This window comes from Frankia nepalensis (genome assembly GCF_016786325.1).
GTDB classification, from domain to species: Bacteria; Actinomycetota; Actinomycetes; order Frankiales; family Frankiaceae; genus Pseudofrankia; species Pseudofrankia nepalensis.
The window spans coordinates 41,660-55,132 of sequence record NZ_JADWYU010000140.1 but is presented as its reverse complement, the minus strand read 5'-3'; the positions used below and the strand labels follow the sequence as shown (position 1 = coordinate 55,132).

General features: G+C 72.0%; 9 protein-coding genes. 3 read left to right on the top strand and 6 right to left on the bottom strand.

Features of this window, described 5'->3' with window-relative positions; translation table 11 throughout:
* Positions 1-66 precede the first annotated feature (66 nt).
* Both I6A81_RS20625 and trhA read right to left on the bottom strand, forming a co-directional pair.
* Complete coding sequence (locus tag I6A81_RS20625) at positions 67-2,127, bottom strand: thioredoxin domain-containing protein (protein WP_203002070.1); 2,061 nt, start codon at positions 2,125-2,127, stop codon at positions 67-69.
* A 183-nt stretch (positions 2,128-2,310) separates the two neighbouring features.
* Positions 2,311-3,036 (bottom strand): PAQR family membrane homeostasis protein TrhA, encoded by a 726-nt coding sequence (gene trhA / locus I6A81_RS20620; RefSeq protein ID WP_203002069.1) that lies wholly within the window; start codon positions 3,034-3,036, stop codon positions 2,311-2,313.
* Positions 3,037-3,342: 306 nt separating this feature from the next.
* Between trhA and I6A81_RS20615 the strand changes: the two genes are divergently transcribed.
* Positions 3,343-5,166 carry a phosphoenolpyruvate carboxykinase (GTP) gene (locus tag I6A81_RS20615; RefSeq protein WP_203002068.1) on the top strand — a complete coding sequence of 608 codons (1,824 nt, stop codon included), beginning with the start codon at positions 3,343-3,345 and terminating at the stop codon, positions 5,164-5,166.
* Positions 5,167-5,287: 121 nt separating this feature from the next.
* On the opposite strand, the gene arfB is transcribed toward I6A81_RS20615, so the two are convergent.
* The 4 genes from arfB to mca form a co-directional block, all read right to left on the bottom strand.
* Positions 5,288-5,740: an alternative ribosome rescue aminoacyl-tRNA hydrolase ArfB gene (arfB, locus tag I6A81_RS20610; RefSeq protein WP_203002067.1), complete on the bottom strand. Its 453-nt coding sequence runs from the start codon at positions 5,738-5,740 to the stop codon at positions 5,288-5,290.
* A gap of 119 nt (positions 5,741-5,859) precedes the next feature.
* On the bottom strand, positions 5,860-8,841 hold the full coding sequence (locus I6A81_RS20605) for a leucine--tRNA ligase (protein ID WP_203002066.1): 2,982 nt from the start codon (positions 8,839-8,841) through the stop codon (positions 5,860-5,862).
* A 209-nt stretch (positions 8,842-9,050) separates the two neighbouring features.
* Entirely contained in the window at positions 9,051-9,356 is a 306-nt protein-coding gene (locus I6A81_RS20600) for a hypothetical protein (RefSeq protein ID WP_203002065.1), read from the bottom strand.
* Between the two features lie 72 nt (positions 9,357-9,428).
* Positions 9,429-10,367 (bottom strand): mycothiol conjugate amidase Mca, encoded by a 939-nt coding sequence (gene mca, locus I6A81_RS20595; RefSeq protein WP_407661342.1) that lies wholly within the window; start codon positions 10,365-10,367, stop codon positions 9,429-9,431.
* A gap of 749 nt (positions 10,368-11,116) precedes the next feature.
* Between mca and greA the strand changes: the two genes are divergently transcribed.
* Together greA and I6A81_RS20585 are read left to right on the top strand one after the other, a co-directional pair.
* Positions 11,117-11,602, top strand: coding sequence for a transcription elongation factor GreA (gene greA / locus I6A81_RS20590; protein ID WP_203002064.1), 486 nt, complete (start codon positions 11,117-11,119; stop codon positions 11,600-11,602).
* A 129-nt stretch (positions 11,603-11,731) separates the two neighbouring features.
* Complete coding sequence (locus I6A81_RS20585; RefSeq protein WP_407661341.1) at positions 11,732-13,270, top strand: magnesium chelatase; 1,539 nt, start codon at positions 11,732-11,734, stop codon at positions 13,268-13,270.
* Positions 13,271-13,473 lie beyond the last annotated feature (203 nt).

Genomic DNA, 13,473 nt, shown 5'->3' with positions numbered 1-13,473 from the left:
GCCGGCGGCCCGGGGCTACCGTCCGCCGGCGACTCTTCGTGACCGTGGCCGCGGGTTGACTGGAGGTCAGCCGGGAAGGCGGACGCCGAGCAGGCGGCGGACCTCGTCCTCGGTCCTGGCGGGACGTTCGCAGACGAAGTGCCGGCAGACGTAGACGCCGGGCTCGGGGCGGTCAGCGGTCAGCGGGCCGGCGGTCACCACGACCGCGCCGGGCGCCGTGCCCAGCCGCGCGAGCCGTTCCAGGTCGGGGCGGCCGACGACGGCGACCTCCGCGGGCCCGGCGAGCAGCGCCTCCGCGACGGCGCCGGCGTGCCCGGCGAACCGGGCGTCCCGGGCGAGCAGCGGGGCGAGCAGGCTGATCGTCGCCTCGGCGTCCTCGCGGTGCTCGGTGGAGCCGGTGAGCGCGGCATAGGTCAGCAGCGCGCCGGCGAGCGCCGCCTGGCCGGACGGGGTCGCCGAGTCCGAGGACTCCCGGGGCCGGCGCAACAGCGCCGGCGCGTCGTCGGCGGTGTCGTGGAAGCCGCCGTCGCCGGCCCGGAAGTGGGCGCGGGCGACGTCAAGCAGCGTGCCCGCGAGTTCCAGCCACTCCAGGTCGCCGGTCACCTGGTGCAGGGCGAGCAGCCCGTCGGCGACGTTGCCGTAGTCGTCGAGCACACCCACGTTCGGGCCGACCCGGCCGTCCCGGCTGGTCCGGCGCAGCCGGCCGTCCACCAGGTGCACGTCCCGCAGCAGCGCCGCTGCCCCGGCGGCGGCCTCGACCCACGCCGGCTCCTCGAACACGGCGCCGGCCTCGGCCAGCGCCGCGATCGCGAGCCCGTTCCAGCTCGCGACCACCTTGTCGTCCCGGCCCGGCTGAGGGCGGCTCGCCCGGGCGGCCAGCAGCGCGGCCCGCACGCGGGCGTAGCGCCGCGGGTCGTCCGGGTCCGCGCGCAGCGTCAGCACGGACGAGCCATGCTCGAACGTGCCCTCGGCGGTCACCTCGAGCAGCCGGGCCGCCCAGGCGGCGTCGTCCGGCTCGAGCACCGCGGCGAGCTGCGCCGGGGTCCACGCATAGCTCGCTCCCTCCACCGGCAACGGGGGGTGCCCGTCCGCGGACGGGGCCGCGTCCGGGGGGACCGCGTCGGCGTCGAGAGCGGAGGCGAAGCCGCCCTGGGGGGTGCGCAGGTCGGCGAGCAGGAACGCCGCGGTCTCCCGGACCACCCGGGCCGCGAGCGGGCTCCCGGTCGCCCGCCACAGGTGCAGGTAGACGCGCAGCAACTGGGCGTTGTCGTAGAGCATCTTCTCGAAGTGCGGGACGGTCCAGGTCGCGTCGACGCTGTAGCGGGCGAAGCCGCCGGCGAGCTGGTCGTAGATCCCGCCCCGGGCCATCCGCTCGCAGGTGAGGGCGACCATGTCGAGCGCGCGCTCGTTGCCGCGGGCGGACTCGGCGGGCTCGGCGGCCACGGGCCGCGTCCTGGCGTCGTGGCGCAGCAACAGCTCGGCGACCATCGACGGCGGGAACTTCGGCGCCCCGCCAAAGCCGCCGTGGCGCGGGTCGAACCGGGCGGCCAGCTCCTCGACGGCGGTGTCGAGCAGGGTGGCGCTCAGCCGGACGGCGGGCCCGCGCCCACCGCCGACGGGCATCTCGGCCGCCTCGGCGAGCTTGCGGGCGATCTCCGCGCCGGAGGACTCGATCTCCTCCCGCCGGCTCGTCCACGCGCCGGACACCGCGGCGAGGACCTGGCGGAACGAGCCCATGCCCGGCCGCGGCGTCGGCGGGAAGTAGGTGCCCGCGAAGAACGGCTCCCCCGTCGGGGTGAGGAACACCGTCATCGGCCAGCCACCGTGCCCGGTCAGCGCGACCGTCACGTCCATGTAGACGGAGTCGACGTCGGGGCGTTCCTCCCGGTCGACCTTGATGTTGACGAAGTGCTCGTTCATGAAGGCCGCGGTCGTCTCGTCCTCGAACGACTCGTGCGCCATCACGTGGCACCAGTGGCAGGAGGCATACCCCACCGAGAGCAGGACCGGAACCTCCCGGTGGGCGGCCTCGGCGAACGCCGCCGGCTCCCACGGCCACCAGTCGACCGGGTTGTCCGCGTGCTGCAGCAGGTAGGGAGAGGTCTGGCCCGCCAGCCTGTTCGCCACGAAATGCTCCTTCTTGCCCGGTCGCCGACCCGGACGCCATTGCTTGCCGGATTCTGCCCCGCGACGACCGTGTGTATGTCGCGAACCGGGTTGCGCCGGCCGCTGGCGCGCGGCGGCCGGACTGTCGATGTAGTCAGTGGGTCGATGTCATCAGTAGGTAGGACGTCGGTCAGCGGCAGGACGTCAGCGGTAGATGGCGAACATCAGGGCGATGTAGTGGCAACATGCCGCGACCAGGGTGAATGCGTGGAAGACCTCGTGATAGCCGAAGATCCTCGGCGCGGGGTCGGGCCGGCGAAGCGCGTAGACGATCGCGCCGGCGCTGTAGCACACCCCGCCGGCGACCAGCAGGGTCAGCGTGGCGACCCCTGCCGTGTGCAGGACCTCGGGGAAGACGAAGACCGCCACCCAGCCGAGGGCTATGTAGAGCGGAATGATCAGGTAGCGGGGCGAGTGCAGCCAGAGCATCCGCAGCACCACGCCGAGCGCGGCGCCGCCCCAGACGACAGCCAAGATCGGCCGCGCGATGTGCGACGGCATCGCCAGCAACGCGAAAGGCGTGTAGGTACCCGCGATGAAGACGAAGATCATGGAGTGGTCGAGCCGCTTCATGACCGAGCGTGCCCGGGCCGTCGACCACAGCGTGCGGTGGTAGAGCGCACTGGTTCCGAACAAGGCCGTAATGCTGATCGCGTAAACGCCGACCGCTAGCCGGGCGCCGAGCGTCGTCGGGAGCGCCACGGCCACCACGCCGAGCGCCAGGCTTACCGGAAATGCCCCCGCGTGTAGCCAGCCCCGCATGCGCGGTCGCACGATGTCACGCGGATGCGTGCCGCGGGCGGCGCGGTCGTCGTCCGGCTTGTCTGCCGGGTCGGGGGCGGTCGGATGCGTCGCTGCCTGAGTGACCACGTGAGAACGATAACCGCACCTGCCGTGACCATGCGGTGCTGGTCGGCCGCGTCGCGGGGGCGATCCGTCCCGATGCGTGATGGAACCAACGTTTCCGCCCCGGCCGTACCGCGCGACTGCGCACGGAAAGAGCGGTACAGTCTAATGATCCTGAACGCGGCCTCGAACGCACCCTCTTGTACCGGTGGCCCAACCGGTTGTGACCTCCGGTACACGAGGACGTTCGGGTGCGTACGCTGCACGCAAGCTGCACCTGTATACCGAGGCGAGAACGCGTCAGGTTCGACGCGACCGGAGGTGTGAGCTGTGACGACCGCGGCACAGATTCCCGGGCTGGATGCCGCCCCGACCAAGCACGCCAGGCTGATCGCCTGGGTGCGAGAGATCGCCGAACTCACTCAGCCGGACAAGGTGGAGTGGTGCGACGGCTCCGCCGAGGAATTCGAACGGCTCACCGACCTGCTCATCGAGCGGGGCACCTTGGTGAAGCTGAACGAGGAAAAACGTCCCAACAGCTTCTACGCCGCCTCCGACCCGAGCGACGTCGCCCGGGTCGAGGACCGCACCTACATCTGCTCCGACAAACGCGAGGACGCCGGCCCGACAAATAACTGGGTCGAGCCGGCGGAAATGCGTGGCACGCTTCGCGGCCTGTTCAGCGGGTGTATGCGTGGCCGCACCATGTATGTCGTCCCGTTCTGCATGGGGCCGCTTGGTTCGCATATTTCCGCGCTTGGCGTCGAAATCACCGACTCGGCCTATGTCGCCATCTCGATGCGCACGATGACCCGTATGGGTGCCCCCGCGCTCGAGCAGCTTGGCGAGGATGGCTTCTTCGTCCCGGCGGTGCACTCGCTTGGCGCCCCGCTGGAGCCTGGTCAGGCCGATGTTTCGTGGCCGTGCAACAGCACGAAGTACATCGTCCACTACCCCGAGACCCGGGAGATCTGGTCATACGGCTCGGGTTACGGCGGCAATGCCCTGCTCGGTAAGAAGTGCTACGCGCTGCGGATCGCCTCGGTGATGGCCCGGGACGGCGGCTGGCTCGCGGAGCACATGCTGATCCTCAAGCTCACCTCGCCCAAGGGCAAGGTCCACTACGTCGCCGCCGCGTTCCCGTCGGCCTGCGGCAAGACCAACCTGGCCATGATCATTCCGACCATCCCCGGCTGGAAGGCCGAGACGGTCGGTGACGACATCGCCTGGATGCGCTTCGGCGAGGACGGCCGGCTCTACGCCGTCAACCCGGAGGCCGGCTTCTTCGGTGTGGCCCCCGGCACCGGCGCCGACACCAACCCGAACGCGGTCGCGACCCTGTACGCCAACGGCGTCTACACCAACGTCGCCAGGACCGACGACGGCGACGTCTGGTGGGAGGGCCTGACCAAGGACAAGCCGGCCCACCTGATCGACTGGAAGGGCCGCGACTGGACGCCGGACTCGACCGAGCCGGCCGCGCACCCGAACGCCCGGTTCACGGTGCCCGCCGGCCAGTGCCCGACGATCGCGTCCGAGTGGGAGGACCCGCGCGGCGTGCCGATCTCGGCGATCCTGTTCGGCGGCCGCCGGGCCACCGCGGTGCCGCTGGTCACCGAGGCGCCGGACTGGCAGCGTGGCGTGTTCTACGGCTCGATCGTGTCCTCGGAGACGACCGCGGCGCAGGCCGGCGCGATCGGCCAGCTGCGCCGCGACCCGTTCGCGATGCTGCCGTTCTGCGGCTACAACATGGCCGACTACATGGCCCACTGGCTCTCGATCGGCCAGAAGGCCGACGCCTCGAAGCTGCCGCGGATCTACTACGTCAACTGGTTCCGCAAGAGCCAGGAGGGCAAGTTCCTGTGGCCGGGCTACGGCGAGAACAGCCGGGTCCTCGCCTGGATCGTCGGCCGGCTGGAGGGTGAGGCCGACGGCGTCGAGTCGCCGCTCGGCGTCCACCCGACCAGGGAGTCGTTCGACACCGCGGGTCTGGACGTCGCCGAGGCCGACCTGGACGCTCTGCTCACGCTGGACGTCGACGTCTGGAAGCAGGAGGCGTCCCTCATCCCGGGGCACTACGAGACCTTCGGCGACCGCCTCCCGGCGGAGCTCTGGTCCGAGCAGCAGGCCCTCGTAGAGCGCCTGGGCAGCTGAGCTCGCCTCACGTAGTTCAGCGGCCCGCTCTTTGACGATCGCCCCCGTCGGTCCCGCCGACGGGGGCGATTGTCATGTGGGTCCCTGGTCGAATGCCCGACCGAGGGATCCCCGGACGAAACTAGTGATCACGGTCCCGGGGCACGCGGCGGGCACTCTTGGCTTCCGAACGGTGGCGTTTGGCGGCCAGGCGGCGTTCGACGGAGCCCTTGGTGGGCTTGGTGGGACGGCGGCTCCGGGGCGGCGGGGCGGTCGCCTGCCGCAGCAGCCCCACCAGACGGTCCAGCGCCGTTTCTCGGTTGCGCAGCTGGGAACGCTGCTCGGACGAGGTGACCGCGAGGACTCCGTCGACCAGGCGGCCCTCCAGCCGGGCGAGCGCCCTGGCCCGCAAGGGCTCGGGGACGCTCGGCGAGCGGGCGAGATCGAAGCGGACCTCGACGCGGCTGTCGGCGGTGTTCACTCCCTGCCCGCCGGGGCCCGATGACCGGGAGAACCGCCACTCCAGCTCGGCCCCGGGCAGCACGAAGCCCGATCGGATCTCGCGCGTGGCGCGCGCGCTCACCTCGTCAGGCATGGGCCCCATGGTGTCACCGATGACACGGCGCGCAAAACGGAAAAACCGACATCGCCTGTCTGTCGGGCGTCCTGGACCGAGCGCCGCGCTCGGTCCAGGACGCCCCGCGGAAGATCCCCCTAAGCGACGGCGATGTTGACGATGCGACCAGGGACGATGATCAGGCGCTTCACCGTCTTGCCGTCGGTGTACTTGGCATAGTCCTCGTGAGCCGTCAGCGCGGACCGGATGTCGTCCTCGCCGGCAGCGGCGGGGACGGACAGCGTGAAGCGGACCTTGCCGTTGACCTGCACCGGCAGCGTCACCGTCGACTCGGCCGCCAGTGACTCGTCGCCCACCGGGAACGGCTCGCGGACCAGCGACCCCTCGTGCCCCAGCCGGGACCACAGCTCCTCCGCGACGTGCGGCGCCAGCGGGGCGATCATCAGCGCCATCGCCTCGGCCAGCGCCCGCGGCGGGCGCCTCGCGTCGCCGTAGTGCTTGCTGACGAAGTTGGTCAGCTCGATCAGCCGGGCGACGGCGGTGTTGAACCGCAGGCCGGCGTAGTCGGCGCGAACCGCCAGGATCGCGCGGTGCAGGGCCCGGTTCGCCTCGTCGTCCAGGTCGGCGTCGACGAAGCGGGGCTCGCCGGTGGCCTCGTCGACCAGGTTGCGCCACAGCCGCTGCAGGAAGCGGTGCGAGCCGACGATGTCGTCGGTCCGCCAGGGCCGGTCGGCGTCCAGCGGGCCCATCGCCATCTCGTAGACGCGCAGCGTGTCGGCCCCGTACATGTCGTACATCTCGTCCGGCGTGACGCTGTTCTTCAGGCTCTTGCCCATCTTCCCGGAGCGCCGGGTGACGGGCTCGCCCTCGTGGCGCGGCGCGCCGTCGGGATCGATCGTCACCTCGGCCGCCGGGACGTACATGCCCCGGGAGTCCAGGAACGCGTCCGCCTGGATCATGCCCTGGTTGAACAGCCGCTTGAACGGCTCCTTCGTCGACACCAGGCCCAGGTCGTACAGGACCTTGTGCCAGAACCGGGCGTACAGCAGGTGCAGGACGGCGTGCTCGACGCCACCCACGTACAGGTCGACGCCGCCGTCGCCCGCGGGCCCGTCGGCCGCCTGCATCCAGTAACGCTCGATCTCCGGGTCGACGAACCGCTCGGCGTTCGTCGGGTCCAGGTAGCGCAGGTAGTACCAGCAGGAACCGGCCCACTGCGGCATCGTGTTCGTCTCGCGCCGGTACTCGCGCGGGCCGTCACCCAGGTCCAGCGTCACCGTCGTCCACCCGGCGGCGCGGGCCAGCGGTGGAACCGGGTCGGAGGTGTCGTCCTCGGCCATCGGGGTCGGCCGGAAGTCCGTCATCTCCGGCAGCTCGACGGGCAGCACCTCGTCGGGCACGGCGATCGGCAGTCCCGTCTCGTCGTAGACGATCGGGAAGGGCTCGCCCCAGTAGCGCTGCCGGGAGAACAGCCAGTCGCGCAGCCGGTAGGACCGAGCGGCCCGGCCACCGCCGGCGGCCTCCAGCCAGGAGACGGTGGTCTTCACGGCGTCGGCCTTGGACAGGCCGGTCAGCACCGGGGCGCCGGGCGGCGCGGGCAGGTACTCGCCCTCGCCGGAGAACGCCACCGGCCAGGCGTCGACCGGGTCGTTCGAGGACAGGCCATGCTCGGCCAGGAACGCGTCGTCCGGCGCCAGCACCGGCGGCGTGGGCAGGCCGAACGTCCGGGCGAACTCGAAGTCCCGCTGGTCGTGCGCGGGAACGGCCATGACGGCGCCGGTGCCGTAGCCCAGCAGCACGTAGTCCGCCAGGAAGATCGGGATCGCCGCGCCGGAGATCGGGTTGCGGGCGTAGGCGCCGGTGAACACGCCGGTCCGGTCGAACTCCTCGCCGCGCTGGCGGTCGCTGCGCTGGCCGGCGAAGTCCCGGTAGGCGGCGACGGCGGCGGCCGGGGTCCAGTCCACGCCAGCGGGCCGGGCCTCGCCGAACTTCCAGCCGTCGGGGGTGTCCCCGGGCCAGGCGGCGGCGGTCAGGGCGTCTACCAGCGGGTGCTCCGGAGCCAGGACCATGAAGGTCGCGCCGGGCAGGGTGTCCGGACGGGTGGTGTAGACCTCGACGGCGGGGCCGGCCGGAGCGCCGGGGCCCTCGGCGGAACCGACGACGGTGGCGAACGTGACGTGCGCGCCTTCCGACGGGCCGATCCAGTTGCGCTGCATCTGCTTGATCGAGTCCGGCCAGTCGACCAGGTCCAGGTCGGCCATCAGCCGCTCGGCGTACGCCGTGATCCGCAGCGTCCACTGGCGCAGCGGCCGGCGGAACACCGGGTAGTTGCCGATGTCGCTGCGGCCCTCGGCGGTGACCTCCTCGTTGGCCAGCACGGTGCCCAGGCCGGGGCACCAGTTGACCAGGCCCTCGGCCAGATAGGCCAGGCGGTAGCCGTCGACGACCTTCCGGCGCGCCGCGGCGTCCAGCTCGGCCCACGGCCGGCCGGACGGGTTCGCCTGGCGGCTCGGGACCCGCGTGCCGGCGTCGAACTCGGCGGTCAGCTCGGCGATCGGGCGCGCCCGGTCCAGGTCCTCGTCGTACCAGCTGTCGAAGATCTTCTTGAAGATCCACTGCGTCCAGCGGTAGTAGGGGACGTCGGTCGTCGCGATCTCGCGGCGGGTGTCGTGACCCAGGCCCAGGCGGGCCAGCTGGCGCCGCATGTTCGCGATGTTCGCCTCGGTCGTCACCCGCGGGTGCTGGCCGGTGTTGATCGCGTACTGCTCGGCCGGCAGCCCGAAGGCGTCGTAGCCGAAGCTGTGCAGCACGTGCCTGCCGGTCATCCGCAGGTAGCGGGCGTAGACGTCCGTCCCGATGTAGCCCAGCGGATGACCGACGTGCAGGCCCGCGCCACTCGGGTACGGGAACATGTCCAGGACGAAGAACGGGGCCCTTCCCGTGATGTCGTCGAACCCGTCGGACAGCGGGCCGGTCGGGTTCGGCGACGCGTACGTGCCGTGCTCCCGCCACCAGGTCTGCCACCGCTGCTCGATCTCACCCGCCAGCCGCGCGCCATACCGGAACGGCGGCTCGGCATCGGTGACGGGTGGGGTCGTGGCCTCGGCTTTGTCGGTCATTCTCGTCGCATTCACTCGGCTGGTCGTCATCCGTGCCGTCGCGGGATGTCGCGGCTCCGCGGGCCGCTCCGAACGGGGCGACCACCCGGCGCCGATGGGCACGGACAGTGTCGATCGTCTTCGTCCGAGGGTACCGGCGCCACCGAAAATCGAGACGGCACGCCAACCCGTCCCGGCGCGCGGCGGGCTCGGTCAGGTGTTGGGGCCGGTCAGGCCTTGGGGTCGGCGTCCGCCGAGCCGTCGGACTGCCGTGGCACGGCGGGCACGGCGGGCGTCTCGGCGGCCTTCGCGGTGGCGGTCGAGCTGACGGTCGAGCCGACCGCGGAATCGGCGCGGCGGCGGGTGTCCGCGGCGCCGAACTCGCCGCGGGCCACGTTGCCCCGCAACCGCTTGAAGCTGCCGGACATGAAGTAGAAGAGGAAGCCGGCCGCGACGCACAGCACGAGCACGGTGAGGAGCCCGCCCACCGCGTTGATGTCCTCGAGAAACTCCGAGTCGGCAAGCACCTGGTTCACATCATCGACCCTACGTCACTCCCCACCCGAGAGCGATGATCACCCGCGCGGGCGGCCCTGTCGGCGACCGCCTCAACGCAGCCCGGCGAACAGGTCGTTCTCCGGCATGGTGCCGACCTCGATGAGGGAACGGGCGAGCTGGTAGTCCTCCGTCGGCCAGGCCTCGCGCTGCAGGTCGAGCGGCACCCGGAACCAGGGGCCGTCCGGGTCGACCTGGGTCGCGTGCGCGAGCAGCGCCCGGTCGCGCACCTCGAAGAAGTCCGCGCACTCGACCTGGGTGGTGAGCCGGCCGCTGTCCTCCGCCCGGTCGATCCAGTTCTCCAGCCGGTCGCCGTACGGCGACTCAAGGCCCTTGGCCTGCATCGCCGCGTGCAGCGCCAGGATGCGCGTCTTGTGGAAGGTGAGGTGGTAGTAGAGCTTCAGCGGCTGCCAGGGCGCCAGGCCGGCGTCGACGCCGTGCTCCGGGTAGCGGCCGGGGTCGCCCGCGGCCTCGAACGCGACCGCGCTGATCTTGTGGGTCATGATGTGGTCCGGGTGCGGGTAGCCGCCGTTCTCGTCGTAGGTCGTGATGACCTGCGGCCGGAACTCGCGGATCAGCCGGACCAGCGGCGCGGCCGCGGCCTGGGGGTCGAGCGTGCCGAACGAGCCCTCCGGCAGCGGGGGCAGCGGGTCGCCCTCGGGCAGGCCCGAGTCGAGGAAGCCCAGCCAGGTCTGCCGGACGCCGAGGATCGCCCGCGCGCGTTCCATCTCCTCCCGGCGCAGCTCGATGATCCGCTCACGGATCTCCGGTTTGTCGAGTGCCGGGTTGAGGATGCTGCCCGCCTCGCCGCCGGTGCAGGTCACGACGAGGACCTCGATGCCCTCGCCGACGTAGCGCGCCATGGTGGCGGCGCCCTTGCTGGACTCGTCGTCGGGATGGGCGTGCACGGCCATCAGCCGCAGCCCGTGGTCCGGTCCCGGCGACGCGGCCAGAGCCGAGGAGGAGGACGCTGCCCCAGGGTTCACCGGCATGTCGCCATTGTGGCTGACCGCCGCGCCGGCCCCGCCCTCCTGAAGGTCGATTCCCAGCTGGCGCACCTCGATGTGGCCTAGCTCATGTTCCATCCGTGCCGTCCCCGGAGAGATCCGTCAAGGCTTTTATGCCGGACTTCAACCAGCTACGGGGTCCCGTCCTTCCAGGGCGGTCGTCCCGTCCTCCGGCCGGGGACCATCCGGGCGGGTCAGTCGTTGTTCACTGTGCGCGCCGTCTCAGGGCCTCCGCCCGGCCATGCGGGCGGCACGCGAACGGTCCCGGCCCGGCTCCCGGGCAGGGGCCTCGGGTGGGCTCGCGGTGGTCGCTGTCCGCCGCGAGACACGCGATCACGTGACCAAGTTCATGTCCGGTGTGGAAAAGTCACCGAACGCCGTGGCAGAATGCACCGTCCGCGCACGCGCTCCCTGGACAGCGAGGTCTTGGGCTAGGCCGCGAGGTCGCGACGCGGCGCGGCGCGGCGATGCCACCTACCGTGTTCGGGCGACCGCGGCCGGCTGCCCGGAAGTCGGGGTGCCGTCCGGACACGGCTCCCGGACGCTGGGGGCGGGCTGGACCCGACACCGGTGTCGCATCCCCGCACCCCAGGGGAAGTGATGGAGGGTGGCGTCGAGGCGCCCGGCGCACCCGCCAGCCGCCGGCGTCACGGGCGCGTGCCCACGGGTCGTCTTCAGGTTTCCAGATCTTCCCGATAGACTGAACATTTGCTTTTCAACGAGGAGCGTGACGCGTGACCCAGCAGACCTGGCTCACCCAGGAGGCTTACGACCGGCTTCGCTCCGAGCTCGACTACCTCACGACGGTTGGCCGGACCGAGCTGGCGAACAAGATCGAGGCCGCCCGCGAGGAGGGCGACCTCAAGGAGAACGGCGGCTACCACGCCGCCAAGGAGGAGCAGGGCAAGCAGGAGGCCCGCATCCGCCAGCTCACCGACCTGCTGCGCGACGCCAAGGTGGGCGAGCCGGCCGCGGGCAGCGCCGGCGTGGCGGGCCCGGGCATGGTCGTCGAGGTCCGGTTCCCCGGCGAGAAGGCGACGGAGCGCTTCCTGATCGGCTCCCGCGAGGACCAGAGCGCGGCCATTGACATCTTCTCCCCCGCTTCCCCGCTCGGCGGCGCGGTGACCGGTCACAAGGCCGGCGAGAAGGTCTCCTACACGCTGCCGAACGGCCGCACCGCCTCCGTCGAGATCATCTCCATCGCCCCGTACGCGGCCTGAGGCGGTCGCCGCGGCGGGCGCGGAGCGCCCGTCGGCGGCATGACGCGTCCACCCCGGCACCCCCACGCAATCGGGGCGACTTTGCGAACCGCGCTGGTTGACCATTCGACGGGCGGTAGCGTCGGTGGGGTGGTAGACCCGCCGGTCCCGTCCCGTCCCACCCCGTCGGCCCGGGCCTCCCAGATCGGCTCCACCGATCTGGCGGGGACCCCGGCCGCGCCGTCGACGCCCTCCCGGAGTGGCCCCGCCGATCCGGGGTCACGGCCAGCGCCCACGACCCTGGGCGGCCTGCGCGCGTCCGGGCACGTGTACCGGACCGTCCGTGCCGAGCTGCGGGACAACCTGCTCGGCAGGCTGGCGGCGGGCGAGTCCCGGTTCCCGGGCATCGTCGGCTTCGACGACACGGTGCTGCCACAGGTCGAGCGCGCCCTGCTCGCCGGGCACGACATCGTCTTCCTGGGCGAACGAGGCCAGGGCAAGACCCGGCTCATCCGCACCCTCGTCGGCCTGCTCGACGAGTGGTCGCCCGTGATCGCCGACTGTGAGATCAGCGACCACCCGTACGCGCCAGCCTGCGGGCGCTGCCGGGCGCTGCACGCCGAGCTCGGCGACGACCTTCCGGTCGGCTGGCGGCACCGCGACGACCGGTTCGGGGAGAAACTCGCGACCCCGGACACCAGCGTCGGCGACCTGATCGGCGACGTCGACCCGGTCAAGGTCGCCGAGGGCCGCACCCTGGGCGACCCGGAGACCGTTCACTACGGCCTGATCCCGCGCTGCAACCGCGGCATCTTCAGCGTCAACGAGCTGCCCGACCTGGCCGAGCGCATCCAGGTGGCGCTGCTCAACGTGCTGGAGGAACGCGACATCCAGGTCCGCGGCTACCTGTTGCGCCTGCCGCTGGACCTGCTGCTCGTCGCCTCGGCGAACCCGGAGGACTACACCAACCGAGGCCGGATCATCACCCCGCTCAAGGACCGGTTCGGCGCCGAGGTGCGCACGCACTACCCGTTGCGCCTGGACGACGAGCTGCGGCTCATCCGGCAGGAGGCCGTGCTGGCCTGGGAGGGCTCCCCGCTGGGGGCGCCGGTGCTGCCCGACCATCTCGTGGAGGTCGTCGCCCGGTTCACCCGGCTGGTGCGCGACGCCCCCCAGGTCGACCAGCGCTCCGGCGTGTCGGCGCGGCTCGCGGTCGCGGCGGCCGAGACGGTGGCCGCCTCGGCGGTCCGCCGGGCGGCCCTGACCGGCGAGGAGGTGCCGACCGCCCGGGTCGTCGACCTCGGCTCGATCGTCCCGGCGGTACGCGGCAAGGTCGAGTTCGAGGCGCTGGAGGAGGGCCGGGAGGACGAGATCCTCACCCACCTGCTGCGCCGGGCGGTGGCCGAGACGTTCCGGGCCCGGCTGGCGGGCACCGACCTGGCCGGGCTGCAGAAGCGGTTCGACGGCGAGGGGCCGGTGGAGACCGGGGACCTGGTGCCCGCCGCGGAGCTGCTGCGCCGGATCGGCCCGGTGCCGGGACTCGCCGGCATGCTCACCAGGCTCGGGGTGGACGGCGCCGAGTCCCCCGGCCTGGCGGCCGCGGCGCTCGAGCTGGCGATGGAGGGCCTGCACCTCAACCGCAGACTCGCGAAGGAGGAACTGCCCGGCCGAACCGTCTACGGAAATTAGGTGGAATCGGCGCTTCGCGCCTCCCCACCTAATTTCCATCGGGCGCTGAGCGCCCTCCCCGGTTGGGTTCGGGGCTGGGTCTAGAACGGTTGGGGCTGGGTTGGCGGGAGCGGGCGCGGGTCGCTGGGCCTGCGTGGTCGGGTCGGGTCGGGCGCGGGTCGCTGGGGCTGGGTGGTCGGGTCGGGTACGGGCCGCTGGGGCTG